Source organism: Bacillus sp. FSL K6-2944 (assembly GCF_038005385.1).
Taxonomy (GTDB): Bacteria; Bacillota; Bacilli; order Bacillales; family Bacillaceae_G; genus Bacillus_A; species Bacillus_A cereus.
Genome location: NZ_JBBOTE010000001.1, coordinates 2,845,784 through 2,867,444 on the forward strand (window position 1 = coordinate 2,845,784; position 21,661 = coordinate 2,867,444).

A 21,661-nucleotide genomic window follows, 5' to 3' on the forward strand; every position below is an offset into this window, starting at 1 on the left:
ACTGTACTTCACAAACTGAAATATACTATTTGTTACGTGCGATATTCGTAATAAATTTATAACGATCTCCACGATAAATACATTTCACGTACTCTAGCGGTATCTCACCTTCTGAATATGACCATTGACGCATTACAAGTACAGGCGCCTTTTTAGGAATATGCAGATGTTCAGCTTCATTTTCCGTCGCAACGGAAGCTTCAATTGACTGAGTAGCGCTAACAAGTTTAAAGCCCAGTTTTTTCTCTAAATGTTCATATAAAGATTGTTGCAATATCTCTTCGTTAATATCTTTTACAAGAGCTGGCGACAAATATGTCGTCTCAAAAGCAATCGGTTCATCATCAGCTAAGCGAATACGCCTCACTTCATAAACCGATTCCCCCTCCTGTATTCTCAACCGGTCTGCTATTTTAGCAGTAGCTGGAACTAGGCGGAAACTAAGTAATTGACTACTTGGGTTCATCCCACGAGAAATCATGTCTTCTGTGAATCCCGTCATTCCTTGCAATTTTTGTTCCACTTTCGGAAGTTGGACAAATGTTCCAATTCCACGCTTCCGATATAAATAGCCTTGTTCCACTAAATTATTAATCGCCTGTCTGATTGTCATTCGACTCACTTCGAACTTATCACAAAGTTCATTCTCAGATGGGATTTTATCTCCCGGCTTCCATTCGCCGTCCTCAATTAGCTGTTTCACCCACTCTTGAATCTGATAATAGATCGGAAATGGTGAATACTTGTCGATGTTCATCAGCAATCGCCTCACTGCATAAAGATAGAGCTTCTTGATCAGCGATTACGGTTACATTCGGATGACGTTGTAAAACTGTAGCCGGACACTCTTCACTATATTCACCTTGCAATAATTCTTTAACAGCTTCTGCCTTTTTAGAACCCATAGCAACAAGTAGAACTTGTTTCGCTTTCATAATGCTTCCAATTCCCATTGTAATCGCATGAGTTGGCACATCTTCTTCTTTTTCGAAGAATCGAAGGTTTGCTTGGCGTGTAGATTCTGTTAATTCAACAATGTTTGTTGGAGAATTAAACGGTGTTCCTGGCTCATTAAATCCGATGTGACCGTTTTCACCGATTCCAAGAATCTGTAGGTCAACTGGGTTAGCAGCTAGAATGCTCTCGTAACGTTTGCACTCTTCCTCTAAATCACTTGCCATCCCGTTTGGTACATAAGTTTGTTTAAATGGAAGATGATCAAACAACTGTTCTTGCATGAAATAGTGATAGCTGTTTTTATCTTCATGTGGTAAATTTACGTACTCATCTAAGTTTACAGTGGTTACACGGCTTGTATCAAGTTTATTTTTTCGCATTTCTGCATAAATACCTAATGGAGAGCTTCCTGTAGCCATTCCTAATGTTGGATTTTCTTTTGTTTTTACAACTTCTTCAATTAATTTATAACCTGCTTCTGCTAATTCTTCTGGAGTTTTTACAACAAGAATATTCATTTAATTACTTCCCTTCCTTCATATGAATTCCTAAACGAACCGTATCATATACATGTAAATCTTCATTCATCACAACAAAGTCTGCATCTTTTCCTACCGCTAATGCACCTTTATTATTTAATCCAAACTCTTCTGCTTGGTTAACTGATGTCATAAGTACTGCATCTTCGATTGAACAACCTGTAAATTCAATTACATTTCGGAAAGCTTGATCCATTTTTAGAATACTACCAGCTAACGTTCCATCTTCTAATCGAGCACTACCATCTTTTACATGTACTGGCTGTCCGCCAAGCTCATATAATCCATCTTCAAGACCTTTTGCACGCATTGCGTCAGTAATAACACTTACTTTTTTCGGTCCTTTTAACTTATATGCTAATTTCACCATATCAGGGTGAATATGAATACCATCTGTAATTACTTCAACCATTACATCTGGATTTAATAACACATGACCCACAACTCCTGGTTCACGGTGATGTAATCCACGCATTTGATTGTATAAATGTGTCGCATGTGTAATCTTTCTATTTTTTAGTTGCGCATCAATTGCATCTGTATGCCCCATTGTGCCAACTACACCAGTTTCAGCAAGATATTGTTCAAACTCTAATGCTCCCTCTTCTTCTGGTGCATATGTTACTAATTTAATTAAGTTCCCACTTGCTTCTTGCCATTGTTTAAATTGCTCAATATTTGCAGGAACGATATGTTCAAGTGGCTGTGCACCTGCACGTTTCTTTGAAACATAAGGTCCTTCTAAATGAATATATTCGAAATGCGCTCCTTTTTCTTTTGCTTCTTTCGCAGCAGTTAACGCTGCTTCAATTGCCTCTGGAGCTTGTGTCATTGTTGTTGGGAAGTAAGTTGTAACCCCTTCTTTTAACATTTCTTTACCTAGAGTTACTAACCCATCGCTATTTGCATCCATCGCATCAATATCGTATCCACCATGAATATGAACATCGATCATACCTGGAATTATAATCTTCCCTGTAGCATCAAAAACAGTTTCATTTTCTTGTGGTACATATTGAGCCATCAAACCAATTTCTTTAATGGTTTCTGCGTAACGAATAAATCCGTTTTCCACTATTTCTTGACCTGTGTAAATTTTGGCATTGATGACAATTTGCGTTTTCATTTTCATCGATCCTTTCCCATGAATTACCTACTTGTTATTATTACCTTATTCGCCTAGTTCCATCTTAATATACGCACGAGTAGTTGTCTATACATTCTAATGAAATTTCCTTTTTATTCAACAGAAAAGGAAATTTCTTACGTCTCTTATAATTATAATATATATTATTCATTTTTCCAAAAAGGGACAGTATCGCCCCCTAATATAGAAATCACTTCAACAATGGCATTAATCCGCTAGATTCTAACATAATATGTTCACCATCTGTTTCCATTTCTACTGTACGTTTATTCGTTCTATATACCATTATACCGTGCCTTTTTAAGCGTTTCACTACACTTTGGTGAGGATGTCCATACGGATTATTACTCCCGTACGATAGAATAGCAAACTGCGGTTCCACTTTTTTTATAAACGTTTCACTTGTTGAAGTATATGAGCCATGATGCCCCACTTTTAACACATCTGCATGGACATCAAATTGTTTTAATATTTCATGTTCTGTCCGTACATCCGCGTCACCCATTAATAAAAAATCCGCTTTTCCATATCGCACCTTTAAAACAATTGAGGATTCATTATTTTCATCTTTTGATTTCCCGTTGTTTAATACTTGTATAGAAACATGTGGATCCAGCGGTATATATTGTCCTTCCTTTACTGAAACGAAAGGTATCCCTCTTTTTTTTATATTATTCCGATACGTATGATAAGTAAGAGAACTATATGTTTTTCCGCTATCTAATATAAGCGATACCGGCATTTGCTCTACAATTGGAATTAACCCCCCTATATGATCCATATCGGGATGCGTACTGACAATTACATCTAAATGATTAATCCCTTTCTCAATTAATTTCTGAATAATAACCTCTCCTGCTTCATAAGGTCCTCCATCAATTAACATTGTTTGTCCATTTGGCATTATAATAAGTGTTGCGTCACCTTGCCCCACTTTTAAAAAGCTCACTTTCATTTTACTAAGATGTTGCCGATGCATATGTAAAGGAGACGTAGTATGAATGGACATCATATACCTTTTAGCTGATGCGCTATTTAAAGAAAAACATAATAAAACAGAAACTAATAATAAAATAATCCGCATACCTCTCATAACTCGTCTCCTTTTTTCATTTAGTATGGCACTGTAAATAATTGATATACAAAAAAAGCTTAGCAAAATGCTAAGCTTTTATTTCGATATCTCTTGTAAGGAACCGAAGAATAAATCTGCTTCATTCATTTGTTCATTCTCTTCAGAAAGCGGTGGTAAATCATCTAATGTTTTCAATCCAAATGTGTCTAAAAATTCTTTTGTTGTTCCGTATAAAATAGGACGCCCTGGTCCTTCTGCTCTTCCCATTTCTTTTATAAGTAAATGTGAAACCAACGTTTGTAACGCCTTATCAGTTTTAACTCCTCTAATCTCTTCCATTTCAGTCCTTGTGATTGGTTGGCGATATGCAACAATCGCTAACGTTTCGAGGGCAGCTTGTGAGAGTGAAGCAGCTGTTGGTGTATCTATTAATTTTTGATAATATGAAGCATGTTCTTTCTTTGTAGCAAAACGATATACTTTTGCATACTGTACAATTTGTAAACCACGGTTTGCACCTTCACATTCTTGTTGCATTTCTTCTAAAATATTAATTGCTTCATTCATTTCAATTTCAAGAACTTTCGCTATTTGTTCTGGATAAATCCCTTCATCACCAGAAACAAATAAAAGGCCTTCAATAATTGACTTTTGTTCTTTCCTATCCATTTCACGAGCTCCTTCCTTCTATTTTCTCATAAAAATACACATCAAAAAACCGAATCACAATTAATGCGTTCGGTTCAATATTTTTTCTCTTGTTCCAAACGATACATTAAAACATAGCATGAGATAAAATGTTGCTATCCCATTTTCACATACTTGCTCTATGCAGATTTATTAGAGCTTGATACGAAAATTTCATCAAAATTATGTTCTTGCTCAATTATGATTTGTTGGTTTTTCATAAGTTCCAGAACTGCTAAAAATGTTACAACCATTATTTCACGTTCATCATCAACAAACAAATCATAAAAACTTTGGCGACCACCCTTTATTTTTAACTGTTTTAAAATATCAGTCATTCGCTGTTCAATTGGTATTTCTTGACGAGTAATACGTGTTGTTACAGGTTTTTTTGCCTTTTTACGGCGCATTAATTTTTGAAATGCTGCTAGCATATCATATAACGTAACATCAAGAGGTAAGCTTGTCTCCTCTTCTTGTTGCAACGATGTAAAGTCAATTGGTGGACGTGTATATAGCTGTGCTCTTTCTTGTTCTCTTTCTTTTAACTCAGTAGCAACTTGCTTATATTTCTTATATTCAATTAACCTCTCCATCAATTCTTGACGAGGATCATCTATAAAATCATCACCGTTATCAAGTACATCTTCTTCATGTTTCGGCAACAACATCTTACTTTTAATTTGTAATAACGTTGCAGCCATTACTAAATACTCACTTGCAACATCTAATTGAAGTTCTTTCATCGTATGCACATAAGATAAATATTGCTCTGTAATATCTGCTACAGGAATATTATATATATCAATTTCATAACGATGTATTAAATGTAACAATAGATCTAACGGCCCTTCAAAAGCCTCTACTTTAAAATTATATTGCACAAAGCATCCCACCACATTTTTTCTATAACAACATAAGTATAGAGCATACTCATGTTCTATCCAACCTTTTTAAGAAATTTAATTAAAAATAGACCGATGCCTATGTCATCATGCCCACCACTTCATATGATAACAGTGTAGTAAGAACAATGTAGGAGGTCAAAAAACTATGGGTCACGTTGATTGTGGTTTTAGCGGTGGGTTCGCATTACTTGTTGTACTGTTTATTTTACTAATTATTGTAGGAGCAGCTTGCTTCTGCTAATATGAACAATAACGGCTAGGAGGAAACCTCCTAGCCGTTATTGTTCATATTTCTATGATACACTTATATGTATAACCGTTAGATAGGAGCGAGAAAACATGTATCCTACCGAATACATACAATTTTTAATTCATTTCCATGGAGATTATGACTATTTTGAATGCCACGAAATACTAGAAGAGTATTGGAAGACAAAACCAAGAGGTAATCGTGATCATTACTTAGTTGGTCTCATTCAAATTGCAGTTTCTTTATACCACCAAAGACGTGCTAATTGGAATGGTTCTACAAAAATGATGAAAAGCGCAATTACAATTTTAGAAAAAAGCGGTGTGCCTTTACAACGTTTAGGAATTAATCAAGTACAACTTCTTTCCTTGCTCAATGAAAGATTGCAATCTATCCATAAAAAAGAACGTTTTGTACCTTTATTTTTACCCTTATCAGATTCATCGTTAGAGAAGCAGTGCATAGAGTTATGTCAAAAACAAAACCTCTCTTGGAAAGACTTGAATGCTATCCCAGGTGAATATATTATAAACAAGCACACTTTGCGTGATCGCACAGAGGTCATTACTGAACGAAACGAACAATTACAAAAAAGAAAGCAGAGATAATAAACTACTTATCTCTGCTTTCACGAATGTATATTTTGTTCTAGCCCTTTACATTTTTCGCAAAAACTTGCTGTTTGCTCATTTCCGCAAATTGTAAACTCAAGAAATTTACTCTTTAACTCTTGAACCATCTTCGTCCCAATCCCCACATGACGGTGAGACGGGTTCACACTCAAATGCTGAATTTCTAATACTTGATTCTCTTTTTTTACAATCCCCATTATTCCAACAAAATCTTCATTTTCTTTCCACAAATACAATTGCCAATCATCTTTTGCTTCATATTCTTTCATTGTCAATTGTAATGTTTTCACATCTTTTTCAGTTGGCATAAACGAAAGAAGCCCCATTGCAATTTTTTCATAACTTTTTTTAAAACGAATTAACATAACCCTTATCCCTTCTTACAAAAGTTACAAACTAGTAATCCCCTCAATCACTCTTTTCATATCACATTCATTTTACAATATTTTCAACAGAGTGAGAAGAGTCTAAAACAACTTGATAATCATACAAAGCGAAAAGAAGAAAGTCAAATCTATGTTTCAGCACTATTCCTTTAATAAATAGAGTTAAAAAAAGAAAATTTTATATGGAATGGAAAGAAACATATCATTCAACAGCACTTCATTTATAGTTACTCTAAAGCAGCACAATTCTAGCAAAATTAATATAACAAAAAATATTTATTGAAACATATAATGTAATGTATTCTATGTAATTGGTTAAAGGTTTGTTCTCACAAACAATATATTTTAGCAACAATACTACTTGTATGATGAGCTGTAGAAGTAGTACTCAATCTCATTAAAAATAAAAAAGAGAGCAAAAGCTCTCTTTTTCCTTACCTTATTCTTCCCAAACTTTAACTTCTTTCATTACATCGCCTTGACGCATTTTTAATACTGTTTCAATACCGCTTGTTGCTTTACCGAATACAGTATGAACACCATCTAAATGCGGCTGTGGCTCATGAACGATAAAGAATTGGCTACCGCCTGTGTTACGGCCAGCGTGAGCCATAGAAAGTGATCCTACAAGGTGTCTATGAGGGTTTCCATCAGTTTCACATGGAATAGAGTAACCTGGGCCACCTGCACCTGTACCTGTTGGGTCTCCACCTTGGCTTACGAAGCCAGGAATAACACGGTGGAATGTAACACCGTCATAAAATCCTTGCTCTGCTAATTTTTTAAAGTTTTCTACTGTTTTCGGTGCTTCTTCTGGGAAAAATTCCAAGTCGATTTTTTCACCGTTTTCCATTAATATGTATCCTAAAGTTTTCATACGTATATGTCTCCTTTCAACTATCTCAGCACTATATTACCACATTCATGACTAGAAACAAAAAGAATCCGACAATCTAGATACTTCTTTTTTGAAATGTGGAAAAAGCTAGGTGACAAATAAGAAATATATACTATAATAACTTTGTTGCCCGAAAATTTTAGAAAGAGAAAGGGAGCGATTTTTCGTGAAAACGAAATTACTAGCTCTGCTATTAGCTGTAACGGTATTTATGATGCCAACAGCTTCGTTTGCAGACATCATCGAGGGAGAATCAATTGTTACATTAGGAGAGAACTTATCTGAACAACAAAAACAAGATCTGTTAAAAGAAATGAAAGCACCGAAAGATGCTACAATTATTACTGTATCTAATGCGGAAGAACATAAATTTCTAGAAGGCATTGTTCCAAAAGCACAAATTGGTACGAGAGCAATTTCTTCTTCTATGATTACATACACAAAACCAGGATCTGGTCTTATTGTACGATCAAAGAACATTAACTGGGTAACAGATGCAATGTACACTAACGCTTTGATTACAGCAGGTGTAAAAGATGCAGAAATTCAAATTACTGCACCTTTTAAAGTTTCAGGAACTGCAGCTTTAACTGGATTAATGAAAGCATACGAAACTGCGTCCAATAAACAAATTCCTGAAGAAGTTAAAAAAGTAGCGAATGAAGAAATGGTACAAACAGCCCAGCTTGGTGATAAAATTGGTGAAGAAAAAGCAGTTCAACTTGTTGCAAAAATTAAAGAAGAAATTGCAAAAGAACAGCCAAAAACAACAGAAGATTTACGTTCATTAATTAAAAAAATTGCTGATCAACTCGGCATTACATTGACAGATGAACAGTTAGATAACTTAGTATCGTTATTTGATAAAATGAAAAATCTTAATATCGATTGGAATCAAGTTGGTAGTCAATTAAACAAAGCAAAAGAACACGTTTCTGCCTTCTTAGGTTCTGAAGAAGGACAAAGTTTTCTAGATAAAGTGAAAGATTTCTTCTCAAGTATCATTGATTTTGTTAAATCTTTATTCAAGTAAAAAAGAAGCCCGCCAGTGACGGGCTTCTTTTTTATACAAGTAATGGTAATTTCATAACAGCCTCTTCAACCGAACGCACTATATGATTTGCTTTCTCCTTTACATATGGATGGGCATGATGAAGAGTAAATGAATGCGGGGTTACTTCAAACATAGAAATATCATTGAAAGAATCTCCAATACAAGCAACTTCATTTGCTTCAATTTGCAAATGGTCCATTAGTCGCTTTAGAGCACTCCCCTTACTCACGCCTCTTGGCATAATATCAACATAGCGTTTACCTGATATAAAAACTTCCGCTTCGCCTTGAAACGTATCTCGTAGCTCTTGATCTAACGTCACAATTTTCTCTTCTTCTCCAAAAACAAACAATTTTGCAGGGTGTACAGTCTTACCAAACTCTTCTTCTAACGCTTCAATTTCAGCGATATGCACGCCCATATACGCTTCAAAATTATGGTGATGTTCATTCTTCCTTTTTGTATATCGCTGCTCATTTGCACAAACAATATCCGCTAGTCCTTTTTTATGTATATATCGATATATTTCCTGGGCAACCACATTTTCAAAACTCGATTCATGAAATAAATTTCCATCCGGAAGCAACATTGTCGCTCCATTTAAGCCAGTTGTATAATATGGGAATGAAAACCTTTTTACAACTTCATCAATTCTGTGTGTAAAGCGGCCAGAGGCAAAACAAATATTTGTCCCTTTCTCAGCTAACCAACACAGCGCACGTTCATCTTCTTTTTGCATATGATTCACATCGTAAACGAGCGTGTCATCTAAATCACTTACAAATAATTTAATCATGTCCTCTTCCCCTTCCATACACAATATCTACTCTAAGTGTACACAAAAAATGTTTGATTTTTGTTAAAAAATAATAAATTTTTGCTAAAAAAAATAAACGGGTGTATAATCCCGTTTATTTTTGTCTTTTTACATTTTGAGGTCTTACAATACTTGGTCGTACTTTTAAACTAGACATCGTTGGACGGAGTAAAATTTTTGTTAATGCGCCCCAATCAAATGGTAAAAACGGCCATAAATAAGGTGTTTGTAAACTTTTTATAGACGTTAAAAATAAAATTAATATCGTCATACCAATTACAAATCCCATCTCATGGAAGAGACCTGTTAAAATAATAACAAACAATTTCCCAACCTTATTCCCTAATCCTAATTCATAACTCGGTGTTGCATATGCACCAATCATCGAAACTGCTACATACAAAATTACTTCTGGCACAAACAAACCTACATCAATTGCAATTTGACCAATTAATATAGCTGAAATCAACCCTGCTGCAGACGATAACGGCGTTGGAGTATGAATGGCTGCCATCCTTAAAAACTCAAGTCCGACCTCTGCCATTAACACCTGTAATAAAATTGGTAAATGCGTCATCTTAGTCGGTCCAATAAAAGCAAGATTTGCTGGCAAAAGAGTTGGATCAAATACAAACACTAACCAAAATGGTAATAAAAATAACGAGAATATAACACCTAAAAAGCGCACCCAGCGTAAAAATGTACCGACAGCTGGATTTTGTCTAAACTCTTCCGCGTGCTGTAAATGATGAAAATATGTTGTCGGTGTAATCATAGCACTTGGCGATGTGTCAACAAGTACTAACACATGTCCTTCTAGTAGATGATTTGCTGCTACATCTGGCCTTTCTGTATATCGAATAAGTGGAAATGGGTTATAGCTTTGCTTTACAACAAATTCTTCTACTGTTTTATCCGCCATCGTAATTCCATCTACATCGATGTTATTTAATTCTTGTTTTATAATCTTTACTAAATCTGGATTTGCAACATCTTGAACGTATGTAATGCAAATATCCGTTTGTGATCTATCTCCTACTCGAACCATTTCATTTCGAAGACGTGGATCTCGAATTCTTCTACGGATTAATGCTGTATTTACAACGATATTTTCAACAAATCCATCCCTTGCACCGCGTACTACCTTTTCAGTATCTGGTTCTGTCGGCGTTCGCCCTGGATAACTACGAACATCGATTGCAAACGCTTCCGTTTCACCTTCCACAAATATCACGATGAGTCCTGATAATACTTGGAGCATTACCTCATCCATCGTTTTCACTTTACTTACTTGTTGATGGATTAAGCGATTCTCTAAAAGCTTCACTGTATCTTCTTCTACATCCCTTATCTCATTTGTATCCACCGCTTCTTCTAAAATAGGGATAATATAATTTGTATCACAAAGTCCGTTTACAAATAACACACCAATTTCTTTATTCAAAATTTGAAATTTACGAATGCCAACATCGTATGTAACGCCTAGCCCAACTGTCTGCTTTAAATAATTTTCATTGTCACTTATGAAAGTTGATATAGGGATATCCACTTTTTTAGGCTTCGTCATAAAAACCACTCCTTTCCAAAATTAATTGAATTGCTTTCTTCGTAATAGGTGATCCCCTCTCCCATTCATCATTTCCACACATCTTACCAATGTCACCGACTCCAACGATGACAGGAACATTCAAGTCATCTAAACAATAAATTGTATCTCCGCTAATTCTGCCAATTTCGCCATCTGGAAGTCCAAATTTATCAACACCGTATTCGGTTAAATTCCCATTCCGATCTACACTTACATCTACACGTGCCCATTCCCAATGATGCGTATTAGACGCTACCGCTAAAATACCGAGCACATCAATTTGTTTATGGGTAGCCACATATTTTAAAGCCTTTTCACCAGATCCTTCTCCAATAAATCCACTGTCATCAAACATGACAAATACAGGGTCATATGGCGTTTGCATAATAAGCTCAACAACTTTTTTCCCTGTCAATTTGGTTGGATTACTTTGTGATGCTGAAATACACCTTCCCCCAAATTCCTTCGTTAAAAGCTCAATTGTCCGCTTTGCATATTCATCTCCATCTGTGACCAAAACAACCCTTCGTCTCATTTGATTTATCCTTTCGGTTTACATATAAGTGCTATAAAAAACGAAAACAATATCGCTGCGGAAATGCCCGCAGACGTTAAACTAAACATGCCAATACCAATTCCTAAATATCCATGTTTTTCTGCTGCATGCATTGCTCCGTGCAATAGTGAATGTCCAAAACTTGTAATAGGGACTGTTGCTCCAGCACCTGCAAACTTTATTAGTTTATCGTACAATCCAAATCCATCTAAAATTGCTCCGATGACTACAAAAGTTGCCATTAAATGAGCTGGTGTTAACTTTACGAAATCTAACAATAGTTGCCCAATTAAACAAATAACTCCACCTACAAGAAATGCATATATAAAATCCACAATTCACTCTCCTTTAACTCTCTCAAATACGACACCATGTGCAATTGTTGGAATCGTTTCCTTCTGTTGCATCATCATCGGGCTTAATAATGCACCAGTCGCAACGACAAAAATTCGTTGTAAATTCCCTTTTTGCATCTCGTGTAATAAATGACCATATGTGACAACTGCTGAACAAGCGCAACCACTACCACCTGCAAACACTTCTTCTTGACTTGATTCATAAATCATCAATCCACAATCATTGTATATATGCCCAAGATCATAACCTTCCTCAAGTAAAAGTTGTTTCGCAATCGGCGTCCCAACAGCTGATAAATCACCCGTAACAATCAAATCATAATCATCGGCACTTCTTCTTAAATCTTCAAAATGTTGTTGAATTGTATGAGCTGCTGCTGGAGCCATCGCTGCCCCCATATCCAAAGGATTTGTAATTCCTAAATCTTGCACTTTTCCAATTGTAGCCGACGTAATTTTAATTGTACTTTTTTCATTGCTAATTAATATAGATCCTGCACCAGTCACAGTTGAATTTGCTGTCCCTGGCTTTTGTCCACCGTACTCTGTTGGATAGCGAAATTGTCTTTCAGCCGTTGCATTATGACTACTTACTGTAGCTAAGACACGATTTGCAAATCCACCGTCTATAAAAGCTGAGCCAACTGCTAAAGTCTCCATAGACGTCGCACAAGCGCTAAACATTCCTAAAAAAGGAATGCCCCACTTACGCGCAACATAATTTGCTGTCACTGTTTGATTTAATAAATCTCCCGCTAAAAAGAAATCAATTTGCGATGTTTTTATATTCCCTTTTTGCACTGCTTGTTGAATTGAGTCTGACATTAATCTTCGTTCGGCAAGCTCCCAATTTTCTTCTCCACAATGCAAGTCACCATATGAAATATCAAATTTTTTCCCAAGAGGGCCCTCAGCTTCTTTCGGACCGACAGCAGTACCCGTTGCATTCACATATATATCATTTTGAAATACCCACGTTTGTTTTCCGGTCAACCTCATACTAGCCCTCCTTTAAGACATAAAAATTTTAAAGGTATACCTTATTAACCCAATGATATATGCACCAACAACCCCAAATACAATCACACTTCCTGCCAGTTTAAACATATTTGTAGCAATCCCTAGAACAACCCCTTCGCTCTTATGTTCTAAGGCAGCGCTCGCCATAGAATTTGCAAATCCTGTTACCGGTACCGCTGATCCTGCTCCAGCAAATTGACCGATTTTATCATATACACCACACCCTGTTAAAATCGCGGATAATAAAACAAGGGTTGCAACAGTTGGGTTTCCTGCCTCTTGTTCACTGAAGTGAAAATAATGTATATAAAATTTCATCAATACTTCTCCAACTGTGCAAATGAGTCCACCTACAAGAAATGCTTTGAGACAATTTAGTAAATAGTTTGGCTTTGGATGATACTCCTTCACTTTATTTATGTAATCATCCTTCAATTTCTGACTTGTCATTTATATACTGCCTCCTACTTTACGAAATAAATCCAGTGAAACAACGATCCTATTACTTTTCCAAGTACAAGAGCAACGAGTAAAACAATAATCTTCCCCTCTACCCCTACTCGTTTCGCTAAAATAGGCAGAACATTTAACACCTCTGTTAATGCCGCAGCAAGCATTCCGATGAATGTGCCACAAAATATCCCTAATATAACGAGCCAATACTGCGACGTTTGAAATGTAATGTTTTTCAAACTGCACCAAGCCCCTGTTAAAGTACCTGCAATGACTGCCCACTCAAAATATTGAATATGCTTTCCACTTCTCGTTAATTGGGCTAAACGGGGGATTATACCAAGTACAGCTAAAAATGCGACATATCCGCTACCTACCGCAATCCCTCCAGCTAAACCAATTAAAATAACAAATCCAGACTCAATCATCGGCAAGTTGTTTCATATTATCCTTGTTTTCATTAACGATTACATACTGATCAAGTGACTGTTGGTATTGAAACATCTCAACTTCTAACGGACTCGGCTCTTCATTAATTCGCTTTTGAAATACATGATTAAAAAATAAAACCATCCCTAAGCCAAGACCTAAAGAATAAGGGATTTGAAATAAAAGTGGTTGCGCATTAAATTCTCCAGTAATCATGTAATATAACCGTTGATGTACTTGTTGCATACTTACATCTTCATGGAAATAAATGATCGCAAGGGCCGCTCCAATGAACAGTAACAGCCATACAAGCCCGAAAAAAATTGGGTGTGTCTTCTTTTTTTCGTATATAATTTCAACAAGAGTTTGTCCAGAACCGAGTAAATTAATTTGTACATGAGATGCTTTCTGTTGAATAATCTCAATTACTTTCATAACATCAATTACAACATGCGTCTTATCATGCGCTGTTATTTTGTAAACTATCTCATTTTGTAACAACTCAACTACGGAAGAATCTCCGGCAAGTTGAGCAACATCGCCCAGCTTTACTTCATAAGTAGGAGAAACTTTTAAACGATTGCGCATTTTAATATAAATCGTTTGTTCCAACTTTCATTCACCCCTTCACTCTTCCTCGTAGTTGTAGTATGGTTATTGAATTTTTTTCTAATACAATTTTTTCATAAAAAAACATCTGCACCATTTCGGTACAGATGTTTTTTACTTATGCCTTTTTCTTAAATAAGTTTACAATACTTAATGCAAGCCCTCCCCAAATGACTACTATTCCAATAACCATCATCATAATCGCTGATCCACTCATTATGAAACACCTCGATCTTTCCATTCTTTTTCAAGCTTGGCAGAATCCGAATGAATTTGTGCATCCCATTTTTTCAGGCCAATGATTATTGCAACTATGAGGAATGCTGCTGCTATCGACCAACCATACGTTACAACAAACTCAGTCGGATAATCTCCGTAGTTCTTTTTAATATTTTGGATTGTACCATCAATTAGCATATACCCTAACATAAGCGGAGTAATAACGAGTAAACTCACTCTCCAAAACGTTCCTAATTTAATATCAGATACAAAGTTTGCATGATTTTGATAAACTGGTAAACGGCGTAAAATGAGCCCTATCGTAACTACTTCCGCAAGTGCAATTGTAATTAATCCGAAATTATTAGCGAAATAGTCGACAACATCTAAAAACATAAGTCCACCACGTGTTGCAAAAACAAGAGAAACTAACACGAGAAGGGTTCCCATAATTCCAATAGTTTTTTCCCGACTTAAACTGAATTTTTCAGATACAGCGGCAAAGCATACTTCCGCGAGTGAAATAAGTGATGTAATTCCAGCAACCGTTAACGATAAGAAAAATAAAACACCAAACAACGGTGACATCGGCAATTCATTAATAATTTGGGGAAATACTACGAACGCAAGCCCAACGCCAGCACTTGCTACTTTATCAACCGGTACTCCCATATTATTTGCCATAAATCCAAGAGCTGCAAAGACCCCAATACCTGCTAATAATTCAAATCCTGAGTTTGCAAATCCAGTAATAAAGGCATTATTTGTTGTATCCGAGTTTTTCGGTAAATAACTAGAATACGTAATCATAATTCCAAATGCTAAAGATAAACTAAAGAATATTTGACCGTAAGCAGCAAGCCATACTTTCCCATCAAAAATACGACTCCAATCTGGTTTAAAGAATGCATCTAGTCCTTGCATAGCACCTTCCATCGTCACTGCACGAACAACGATAATAAGGAACATAACAACTAATAAAGGAATAAATATACGGTTAACAACTTCGATTCCTTTTTTAACTCCTTTAAATGCAACGCCAAGCACAATAATCCAAACGAGAGCTAACGGAATTAATACTTCTGGTACAAGTCCTCCAAATTGTCCTGGCTTATCTGCAACATGTAAGTACTCTTTAAATAAAAATGATTGCGTGTCTTTTCCCCATGCTCCAGTAATTGCAAAGTATGTATACGATATAGACCAAGCAATAATCACTGCATAATATGTTGAAACAATAAATGTTACGCACATTTGCCACCATCCAATAAATTCTGCACGCGGGCTAATACGGAAAAATGTAAGTGGTGCTGAGCCACGATGACGATGACCAAGGGCAAACTCAAACGCTAACAATGAAATACCAGTCGTTAATAATGCAAATAAATACGGTAAAAAGAACGCTCCTCCTCCATTTTCATACGCTGTATAAGGAAAACGCCATATGTTTCCTAATCCAACGGCAGATCCGACCGCTGCGAAAATAAATCCAGCTCTCGTTCCCCATTGTTGCCTCGTTTCCATGTTTCCTTCCCCCTTTATGACAAGTTCATACTTGGATTATATTTTAAATTGACTAAATTATCAATAAATTCTGTTAATTTTTGTGAAAATTAACATCTCTCTCCTATTAACGGCATAAAAAAATCGAATAGACAATTATTCGTCTATTCGATCTTTCATCTGTTTTAATATTTTCTTTTCAAGTCTTGAAACTTGTACTTGCGAAATGCCTATGCGCTCGGCTACTTCTGACTGTGTTTGATCTTTATAGTAACGCAAGTATACAATTAAGCGCTCTCGTTCATCTAGTTCTCTAATCGCTTCTTTTAAAGCAATTTTATCGAACCATTTCGTTTCAGATTGATCTGCAATTTGATCTAAAATAGTGATTGGATCTCCATCGTTTTCATATACAGTTTCATGTATAGATGAAGGGGCCCGGCTCGCTTCTTGTGCTAGAACAACTTCCTCTGGCGTTAGTTCTAGTGCCTCTGCCACTTCATTAATCGTTGGAGCCCTTCCGAATTCTTTCGAAAGCTCATCTCTCATCTTTCTAATTTTGTTTCCTGTTTCTTTTAAAGACCTACTAACTTTCACTGATCCATCATCGCGTAAGAAACGTTGTATTTCACCAATAATCATTGGAACTGCATATGTTGAAAATTTCACGTCGAAAGATAAATCAAATTTATCTACCGATTTCAAGAGCCCAATACATCCAATTTGAAATAGGTCGTCTGGTTCGTATCCTCGATTAAGAAACCGCTGTACAACCGACCAAACGAGGCGCATATTACTTTGAACGATTGTATCTCTCGCTTGTTGATCTCCATCTTGACTTTTTTGAATTAACGCTTTTAGCTCGTGGTCCTTTAACTGAGGTTTCTTCTTCTCATTTTTGACCTCTATGTCCATAGGCTATTCTCCTTAATTGCATAGAGCGTTACTATTTGATAAGTATTTTGTCAAATGGATTGTTGTCCCGAAAGATTCGTTTGAAATAACTTCTACTTCATCCATAAAATTTTCCATGATAGTAAATCCCATTCCGGAACGCTCTAATTCAGGTTTAGTTGTAAAAAGGGGTTGTCTCGCTTCATCTAAGTTAAAGATTCCAATCCCTTCATCTCGAATCGTGAGTTTCACCATTGCTTCTTCCAAAATTACAGAAATATAAACAATACCTTCTGCATTTCCTTCGTATCCATGAATAATTGCATTTGTAACCGCTTCTGACACAACTGTTTTAATCTCCGTTAATTCTTCCATCGTTGGATCTAGTTGTGCAATGAAAGCCGCCACTGTAACGCGAGCGAATGATTCATTTTGACTTAATGCTGAAAATTGAAGGTTCATTTCATTTCTCATCTATGCCACCCCCAACGTCGCGAGCGCGTGCGCTTCACTTTCTTCTAAGCGAACGATTTTGAATAAGCCCGACATTTCAAATAAACGCTTAACAGGCGGTGAAATTGCACAAACAACCATTTCTCCACCTAATCCCTTTACGTGTTTATATCGGCCTAATATAACACCTAGACCAGAACTATCCATAAACGATAAGTTCTCTAGGCTCAAAACAATATGATGAACACCATGTGTCTCAATCATATCTGTTACTTTCGTTCGCAACTCTTCAGCCGTATGATGATCTAATTCACCCTCTAGTCTCACACATAGGACGTCACGTTTTACTTCTAATTGCATGGAAAGACTCACACGATTTCCTCCTTATGCTCAAACTTTACTTATTCACATACATAAAGATTTTCGTGATACAAAATAAGAATCCTTCCTGCTGACAAAAGAAGAACTATTTCGTCATAAAGTGAAACCTTTCAGCATTATTCACTTACATACGAATAGAAAAGCGGCAAAATATTTGCCGCTATTTTGATGTTGAAAACATCCCAAAACTTCTTTTAAATAACTCCCACCAGCTCGCTGCAGCGACATCTTCTTTTGCTACAATTGTTTGTTTTAATAAAACATCTTTATCTTTTTTAATAACAAGTGTACCAAGCGCGTCACCTTTTTTAATCGGTGCTTTTACTTTCTTTTCAGCAATTACTTCTTGTTTTACCTTGTCCATATTCTCGCCCTTCTTCATAAGAAGAGAAACATTATCTGATGCAACTAAATCTACTTTTTCTTTTTTCCCTTTTCCTACTTGAACTGTCTTAATTTTTTCGCCGCGCGTATACAATTTCTTTGTCATATATTGTCCAAATGCATAGTCAAGAAGCTTTGTCACTTGGTTGTTCCGTTCTTTTGATGTTGGTGCTCCCATGACAACTGAAATGACACGCATACCATTTTTTTCAGCCGATGCTGTTAAACAATATTTCGCTTCTGTCGTAAAACCTGTTTTTACTCCATCTACGCCAGGATAAAAACGTACTAGTTTATTCGTATTAACGAGCCAAAACTTTTTATCCGTATCTTCACGTAAATAATCTTCGTACTTACCTGTGTATTTACGAATAAGTGGATACTTCATCAATTCTCTCGCCATTATAGCCATATCATTTGCTGTCGAATAATGGTCTTTGGCCGGAAGACCTGTTGGGTTTTGAAAATGTGTATTTTTCAGCCCTAAATCTTTCGCCTTTTTGTTCATCATATTTACAAATCCTTCTTCTGAACCTGCGATGTGCTCGGCTACTGCAACAGATGCGTCATTTCCAGATGCAATTGCAATACCCTTTAACATCTCATTTACAGTCATCTCTTCCCCAGGTTCTAAAAAGATTTGCGATCCACCCATTGAAGCTGCATGTTCACTCGCTCTAACTTTATCGGTCAGTTTTAGTTTTCCTTTTTCAACTTGTTCCATAATTAAAAGCATTGTCATAATCTTTGTCATACTAGCAGGTGGTAATTTTTCATTTGGGTTTTTATCAAATAAAACTTTACCTGTATCTTGCTCAATTACGATTGCTGACGACGCTTGTTCCGCTAACTTCGGCGTTGTTTCTTCTGTTTTCTCCTGCTTCGTTTTTTCAGATTGCGCAAAACTCACTGAAGTTCCAGAAAGCAATAACATGAAACAAACAAGTATTCCAAAAACTCGCTTCATGACTAACCCTCCATTCTATATCAGACCTATTTTTTCCAATTCTCCTTTTTTTAATACCAATTTTTTCTATTATTTTCAGTTGACAAATACATTCGTCCCCTATATTGTATTAAGTGTATTACACATAGTAGTACACTTAATACATATGAGGAAGGAGACATTGCTCTTGCATATTCAACTTGACCCAAGAAGCAACACTCCGATATGGGAACAAATTGTTCAAAATATAAAAGAACTCGTATTGAAAAGCATGTTGGCTCCAAGTGATAAACTTCCTTCTGTACGCGAACTCGCTTCTTTACTCGTTATAAATCCAAATACAGTGAGTAAAGCGTATCAAGAGTTAGAGCGACAAGGAATTATTGAAACGTTACGAGGAAAAGGAACATTTGTATCCCAATCGATTACCCCAACATTAGACGAAAGGAAAATCGCTATGGTTGAAAAGCAATTTCATCAATTACTATTAGAAGCCTCTTATCTTGGTATTACGAAAGATAAAATTCATGATTGGATAGATTCATACTATAAAGAGATTGGAGGGAATACGGATGTTGAAAGTGACAAGCTTGAAGAAAACAATTGATAATCAAACAATTTTAGACGATGTTTCTTTCACATTACAAAAAGGTAGTATCGTCGGATTACTTGGAAGAAATGGTGCGGGGAAAACAACTTTATTACGAACGATAGTCGGCATTTTAGACCCAGATGAGGGAACTGTTACATATGAGGATATCGACATTCATAAGAATCCTGAAACGAAACAAAAAATCGTATATGTCCCGGATTCTACTAACATACTGAACGGTTATACAGTAAAAGAAATAGTGAAGTTTTATAAAGCAGTTTATACCGCATTTGATGAACCATATTTCTACGAACTACTAGAACGTTTCAACTTACCAAACAAACGAATTCGTAGTTATTCAAAAGGAATGAAGGCACTGCTTGCTATCATTTTAGCTGTTGCTGCACAGGCAGAATATATTATTTTAGATGAACCAACAAACGGACTTGATCCTATCGTTAAAAGACAGATTTTACAGTTTCTCGTTGGAGAAGTTGCAGCAAAAGAAATTACCATTTTCATCTCTACCCATCATTTAGATGAAGTGGAACAAATTGCAGATACAATCATTATGTTAAAAGGACATACTGTAGCATCTATTACGTCACTAGACGATGCAAAATCACAATTTGCAAAAATACAAGTAGCTTACGAGCGTTCATTACCTCAAAAACTAGAAAACTTAAGCAATATTAAAATATTAAATCAAACAGGAAAAGTATATACAATCTTAATTGAAGGAAATGTGGCTACAACACTCGAGAAGTTTTATAAAGAACAACCACTGCTCATTGAAGAATTAACAATGTCACTTGAAGATGTCTTCGTTACGACACTGGAGGAGGATGGGTATGTTTCATAAGGCGTTGTGGATGCGGAATTGGAAGCGTGGGAAATATGCTGCGTTACTTTTTCTCTTCAGTTCACTTTATTTTTTATCTTTCGAATACTATCAAGCAGCAGAAACTCAACAGTCTCTCTTTCTCCATCCAGAAAAAATAGGTGAAGAAAAGTTCTACTATTATTATTCTTTTTATTCTTCTAATAGCTTTTGGTTAAGTATTATTACAATTATCCTATCCTGTATATTAATTGGATGGGAGCGAAGTAATCAAAATGGAGATTCACTTATGACATTTCCATTTAAAAGACGTGATATGTTCTTATCGAAGTGGGTTTTCGGTGGATTTTTCATTGTACTATCATTTCTAATCAATTGGGGTCTTATGTATTTTATTTATAAATCTACGATTCACTTTGAATATCAATCTTTCGAACCGTTTCATCGATATTTCTTGTATGCAATTTTCACATATATCGCTATCTATACTGTCTCTTTATGTATAGGTACATTTACTGGCAGTATTATTTCACAAAGCATCTTCAGCATTACTTTTTGCATAATGGGAATGGGAATCTTTTCACTCTTACTCCTTTTCTTTACAGCTCATGCTGAGGCAATACAGGGGAATAAAAGTTATACGAATTTCGAAAACATTTATAAATTCAATAAAAAGACCAACATTTCAAGCGCTATATTAGACTTTTCAATTAGTTATAATTACCACCCTACTGTCCAATCAGATGAAGATCATGGAAAAGTAATACAAAGGGGACCCACTTTTCATAGTTACTACTCTGCAAAAGTAATACTTGTTCCTATCTTCTATACTATTTCCAGCTTACTAATTGGTATGTTTCTTTATGCACGATCACCTAATGAACATAATAAGAAAATTTTCCTTTTCCCAAAATACAACTCACTCTGGATGTGGGGTACTACCTTTTATTTTGCATTAATAGGTGGGCAAATGTTAAAACGTTTTGATTTATTATTTAGTTACTATGTTGGGTTCTTTTTATTTGGAATCGTCACTTATTTTATATTATCACGTCTTACAAACTATAAAGTTTTTTAAAGGAGAGAT

General features: G+C 35.8%; 28 protein-coding genes. 6 read left to right on the forward strand and 22 right to left on the reverse strand.

The window, feature by feature from the left end:
* Positions 1–25: 25 nt before the first annotated feature.
* The 6 genes from MHH55_RS14315 to scpA all read right to left on the reverse strand — a co-directional run bounded on the left by MHH55_RS14315 (position 26) and on the right by scpA (position 5,289).
* Positions 26–757 (reverse strand): GntR family transcriptional regulator, encoded by a 732-nt coding sequence (locus MHH55_RS14315; protein ID WP_014894892.1) that lies wholly within the window; start codon positions 755–757, stop codon positions 26–28.
* Positions 687–1,475 carry a glucosamine-6-phosphate deaminase gene (gene nagB / locus MHH55_RS14320; protein ID WP_001024210.1) on the reverse strand — a complete coding sequence of 263 codons (789 nt, stop codon included), beginning with the start codon at positions 1,473–1,475 and terminating at the stop codon, positions 687–689. Before nagB ends, MHH55_RS14315 begins: the two co-directional genes overlap by 71 nt.
* A gap of 4 nt (positions 1,476–1,479) precedes the next feature.
* Positions 1,480–2,622, reverse strand: coding sequence for an N-acetylglucosamine-6-phosphate deacetylase (gene nagA / locus MHH55_RS14325; RefSeq protein ID WP_002179749.1), 1,143 nt, complete (start codon positions 2,620–2,622; stop codon positions 1,480–1,482).
* Positions 2,623–2,833: 211 nt separating this feature from the next.
* Positions 2,834–3,736, reverse strand: a complete 903-nt coding sequence (locus MHH55_RS14330) for a ComEC/Rec2 family competence protein (protein ID WP_001214826.1) — start codon at positions 3,734–3,736, stop codon at positions 2,834–2,836.
* A 78-nt stretch (positions 3,737–3,814) separates the two neighbouring features.
* Positions 3,815–4,387, reverse strand: a complete 573-nt coding sequence (gene scpB / locus MHH55_RS14335; RefSeq protein WP_000375168.1) for a segregation/condensation protein ScpB — start codon at positions 4,385–4,387, stop codon at positions 3,815–3,817.
* A 158-nt stretch (positions 4,388–4,545) separates the two neighbouring features.
* Positions 4,546–5,289, reverse strand: a complete 744-nt coding sequence (scpA, locus tag MHH55_RS14340) for a segregation/condensation protein A (RefSeq protein WP_001199753.1) — start codon at positions 5,287–5,289, stop codon at positions 4,546–4,548.
* A gap of 169 nt (positions 5,290–5,458) precedes the next feature.
* Between scpA and MHH55_RS14345 the strand changes: the two genes are divergently transcribed.
* On the forward strand, positions 5,459–5,554 hold the full coding sequence (locus tag MHH55_RS14345) for a YjcZ family sporulation protein (protein ID WP_000510194.1): 96 nt from the start codon (positions 5,459–5,461) through the stop codon (positions 5,552–5,554).
* A gap of 98 nt (positions 5,555–5,652) precedes the next feature.
* Complete coding sequence (locus MHH55_RS14350) at positions 5,653–6,171, forward strand: DUF309 domain-containing protein (protein WP_000283597.1); 519 nt, start codon at positions 5,653–5,655, stop codon at positions 6,169–6,171.
* A 20-nt stretch (positions 6,172–6,191) separates the two neighbouring features.
* Here the strand turns inward: MHH55_RS14350 and ribT are convergent, their stop codons facing one another.
* Both ribT and MHH55_RS14360 read right to left on the reverse strand, forming a co-directional pair.
* Positions 6,192–6,560, reverse strand: a complete 369-nt coding sequence (gene ribT, locus MHH55_RS14355; RefSeq protein WP_000908401.1) for a GNAT family N-acetyltransferase RibT — start codon at positions 6,558–6,560, stop codon at positions 6,192–6,194.
* 460 nt (positions 6,561–7,020) lie between these two features.
* Positions 7,021–7,458 carry a peptidylprolyl isomerase gene (locus MHH55_RS14360; RefSeq protein ID WP_000853782.1) on the reverse strand — a complete coding sequence of 146 codons (438 nt, stop codon included), beginning with the start codon at positions 7,456–7,458 and terminating at the stop codon, positions 7,021–7,023.
* A gap of 187 nt (positions 7,459–7,645) precedes the next feature.
* Between MHH55_RS14360 and MHH55_RS14365 the strand changes: the two genes are divergently transcribed.
* Positions 7,646–8,512 (forward strand): DUF1002 domain-containing protein, encoded by an 867-nt coding sequence (locus MHH55_RS14365; protein ID WP_000850515.1) that lies wholly within the window; start codon positions 7,646–7,648, stop codon positions 8,510–8,512.
* A gap of 31 nt (positions 8,513–8,543) precedes the next feature.
* Here MHH55_RS14365 and MHH55_RS14370 read toward each other — a convergent pair whose 3' ends face one another.
* The 14 genes from MHH55_RS14370 to dacF form a co-directional block, all read right to left on the reverse strand.
* Entirely contained in the window at positions 8,544–9,347 is an 804-nt protein-coding gene (locus MHH55_RS14370; protein ID WP_002026273.1) for a Cof-type HAD-IIB family hydrolase, read from the reverse strand.
* Positions 9,348–9,444: 97 nt separating this feature from the next.
* On the reverse strand, positions 9,445–10,917 hold the full coding sequence (gene spoVAF / locus MHH55_RS14375) for a spore germination protein SpoVAF (RefSeq protein ID WP_000165595.1): 1,473 nt from the start codon (positions 10,915–10,917) through the stop codon (positions 9,445–9,447).
* Positions 10,904–11,473, reverse strand: a complete 570-nt coding sequence (locus tag MHH55_RS14380; RefSeq protein WP_001254415.1) for a stage V sporulation protein AE — start codon at positions 11,471–11,473, stop codon at positions 10,904–10,906. Before MHH55_RS14380 ends, spoVAF begins: the two co-directional genes overlap by 14 nt.
* 5 nt (positions 11,474–11,478) lie before the next feature.
* On the reverse strand, positions 11,479–11,829 hold the full coding sequence (spoVAE, locus tag MHH55_RS14385) for a stage V sporulation protein AE (protein ID WP_000345916.1): 351 nt from the start codon (positions 11,827–11,829) through the stop codon (positions 11,479–11,481).
* Between the two features lie 3 nt (positions 11,830–11,832).
* Positions 11,833–12,849 (reverse strand): stage V sporulation protein AD, encoded by a 1,017-nt coding sequence (spoVAD, locus tag MHH55_RS14390; protein WP_078186416.1) that lies wholly within the window; start codon positions 12,847–12,849, stop codon positions 11,833–11,835.
* Between the two features lie 12 nt (positions 12,850–12,861).
* Complete coding sequence (gene spoVAC, locus MHH55_RS14395; protein ID WP_000203813.1) at positions 12,862–13,320, reverse strand: stage V sporulation protein AC; 459 nt, start codon at positions 13,318–13,320, stop codon at positions 12,862–12,864.
* Positions 13,321–13,334: 14 nt separating this feature from the next.
* Positions 13,335–13,751: a stage V sporulation protein SpoVAB gene (gene spoVAB, locus MHH55_RS14400; RefSeq protein ID WP_000572936.1), complete on the reverse strand. Its 417-nt coding sequence runs from the start codon at positions 13,749–13,751 to the stop codon at positions 13,335–13,337.
* Positions 13,744–14,364, reverse strand: coding sequence for a stage V sporulation protein AA (locus MHH55_RS14405; protein WP_000438369.1), 621 nt, complete (start codon positions 14,362–14,364; stop codon positions 13,744–13,746). Before MHH55_RS14405 ends, spoVAB begins: the two co-directional genes overlap by 8 nt.
* Positions 14,365–14,479: 115 nt before the next feature.
* A complete protein-coding gene (locus MHH55_RS14410; RefSeq protein WP_000016828.1) occupies positions 14,480–14,578 on the reverse strand; it encodes a methionine/alanine import family NSS transporter small subunit in 99 nt (32 codons plus the stop codon).
* Positions 14,578–16,104 carry a sodium-dependent transporter gene (locus tag MHH55_RS14415; RefSeq protein WP_000450088.1) on the reverse strand — a complete coding sequence of 509 codons (1,527 nt, stop codon included), beginning with the start codon at positions 16,102–16,104 and terminating at the stop codon, positions 14,578–14,580. The genes MHH55_RS14410 and MHH55_RS14415 overlap by 1 nt, the downstream gene beginning before the upstream one ends.
* A 135-nt stretch (positions 16,105–16,239) precedes the next feature.
* A complete protein-coding gene (gene sigF / locus MHH55_RS14420) occupies positions 16,240–16,998 on the reverse strand; it encodes an RNA polymerase sporulation sigma factor SigF (protein WP_000350729.1) in 759 nt (252 codons plus the stop codon).
* A 12-nt stretch (positions 16,999–17,010) separates the two neighbouring features.
* Positions 17,011–17,451 (reverse strand): anti-sigma F factor, encoded by a 441-nt coding sequence (gene spoIIAB, locus MHH55_RS14425; protein WP_001243398.1) that lies wholly within the window; start codon positions 17,449–17,451, stop codon positions 17,011–17,013.
* Positions 17,452–17,802 (reverse strand): anti-sigma F factor antagonist, encoded by a 351-nt coding sequence (gene spoIIAA, locus MHH55_RS14430; RefSeq protein WP_000059135.1) that lies wholly within the window; start codon positions 17,800–17,802, stop codon positions 17,452–17,454.
* Between the two features lie 169 nt (positions 17,803–17,971).
* Positions 17,972–19,162 (reverse strand): serine-type D-Ala-D-Ala carboxypeptidase DacF, encoded by a 1,191-nt coding sequence (gene dacF, locus MHH55_RS14435; protein ID WP_000831998.1) that lies wholly within the window; start codon positions 19,160–19,162, stop codon positions 17,972–17,974.
* A gap of 166 nt (positions 19,163–19,328) precedes the next feature.
* On the opposite strand from dacF, the gene MHH55_RS14440 reads away from it, so the two are divergent.
* From MHH55_RS14440 to MHH55_RS14450, 3 genes are read left to right on the forward strand one after another with little or no spacing between them, the layout of a single operon-like run.
* Positions 19,329–19,748, forward strand: coding sequence for a GntR family transcriptional regulator (locus tag MHH55_RS14440; protein WP_000548044.1), 420 nt, complete (start codon positions 19,329–19,331; stop codon positions 19,746–19,748).
* The gene (locus tag MHH55_RS14445; protein ID WP_017657068.1) at positions 19,714–20,595 is read left to right on the forward strand and encodes an ABC transporter ATP-binding protein; all 882 of its coding nucleotides are present in this window, start codon (positions 19,714–19,716) and stop codon (positions 20,593–20,595) included. Before MHH55_RS14440 ends, MHH55_RS14445 begins: the two co-directional genes overlap by 35 nt.
* Positions 20,585–21,652: an ABC transporter permease gene (locus MHH55_RS14450; RefSeq protein WP_139362420.1), complete on the forward strand. Its 1,068-nt coding sequence runs from the start codon at positions 20,585–20,587 to the stop codon at positions 21,650–21,652. The genes MHH55_RS14445 and MHH55_RS14450 overlap by 11 nt, the downstream gene beginning before the upstream one ends.
* The last annotated feature ends 9 nt before the right edge of the window (positions 21,653–21,661 follow it).

Excerpts from the sequence above, each read along its gene's own strand:
- MHH55_RS14315 (WP_014894892.1), bottom strand. The coding sequence starts at position 757 with ATGAACATCGACAAGTATTCACCATTTCCGATCTATTATCAGATTCAA.
- nagB (WP_001024210.1), bottom strand. The coding sequence starts at position 1,475 with ATGAATATTCTTGTTGTAAAAACTCCAGAAGAATTAGCAGAAGCAGGT.
- nagA (WP_002179749.1), bottom strand. The coding sequence starts at position 2,622 with ATGAAAACGCAAATTGTCATCAATGCCAAAATTTACACAGGTCAAGAA.
- MHH55_RS14330 (WP_001214826.1), bottom strand. The coding sequence starts at position 3,736 with ATGAGAGGTATGCGGATTATTTTATTATTAGTTTCTGTTTTATTATGT.
- scpB (WP_000375168.1), bottom strand. The coding sequence starts at position 4,387 with ATGGATAGGAAAGAACAAAAGTCAATTATTGAAGGCCTTTTATTTGTT.
- MHH55_RS14345 (WP_000510194.1), top strand. The coding sequence starts at position 5,459 with ATGGGTCACGTTGATTGTGGTTTTAGCGGTGGGTTCGCATTACTTGTT.
- MHH55_RS14350 (WP_000283597.1), top strand. The coding sequence starts at position 5,653 with ATGTATCCTACCGAATACATACAATTTTTAATTCATTTCCATGGAGAT.
- ribT (WP_000908401.1), bottom strand. The coding sequence starts at position 6,560 with ATGTTAATTCGTTTTAAAAAAAGTTATGAAAAAATTGCAATGGGGCTT.
- MHH55_RS14360 (WP_000853782.1), bottom strand. The coding sequence starts at position 7,458 with ATGAAAACTTTAGGATACATATTAATGGAAAACGGTGAAAAAATCGAC.
- MHH55_RS14370 (WP_002026273.1), bottom strand. The coding sequence starts at position 9,347 with ATGGAAGGGGAAGAGGACATGATTAAATTATTTGTAAGTGATTTAGAT.
- spoVAF (WP_000165595.1), bottom strand. The coding sequence starts at position 10,917 with ATGACGAAGCCTAAAAAAGTGGATATCCCTATATCAACTTTCATAAGT.
- MHH55_RS14380 (WP_001254415.1), bottom strand. The coding sequence starts at position 11,473 with ATGAGACGAAGGGTTGTTTTGGTCACAGATGGAGATGAATATGCAAAG.
- spoVAD (WP_078186416.1), bottom strand. The coding sequence starts at position 12,849 with ATGAGGTTGACCGGAAAACAAACGTGGGTATTTCAAAATGATATATAT.
- spoVAC (WP_000203813.1), bottom strand. The coding sequence starts at position 13,320 with ATGACAAGTCAGAAATTGAAGGATGATTACATAAATAAAGTGAAGGAG.
- spoVAB (WP_000572936.1), bottom strand. The coding sequence starts at position 13,751 with ATGATTGAGTCTGGATTTGTTATTTTAATTGGTTTAGCTGGAGGGATT.
- MHH55_RS14410 (WP_000016828.1), bottom strand. The coding sequence starts at position 14,578 with ATGAGTGGATCAGCGATTATGATGATGGTTATTGGAATAGTAGTCATT.
- MHH55_RS14415 (WP_000450088.1), bottom strand. The coding sequence starts at position 16,104 with ATGGAAACGAGGCAACAATGGGGAACGAGAGCTGGATTTATTTTCGCA.
- sigF (WP_000350729.1), bottom strand. The coding sequence starts at position 16,998 with ATGGACATAGAGGTCAAAAATGAGAAGAAGAAACCTCAGTTAAAGGAC.
- spoIIAB (WP_001243398.1), bottom strand. The coding sequence starts at position 17,451 with ATGAGAAATGAAATGAACCTTCAATTTTCAGCATTAAGTCAAAATGAA.
- dacF (WP_000831998.1), bottom strand. The coding sequence starts at position 19,162 with ATGAAGCGAGTTTTTGGAATACTTGTTTGTTTCATGTTATTGCTTTCT.
- MHH55_RS14445 (WP_017657068.1), top strand. The coding sequence starts at position 19,714 with ATGTTGAAAGTGACAAGCTTGAAGAAAACAATTGATAATCAAACAATT.
- MHH55_RS14450 (WP_139362420.1), top strand. The coding sequence starts at position 20,585 with ATGTTTCATAAGGCGTTGTGGATGCGGAATTGGAAGCGTGGGAAATAT.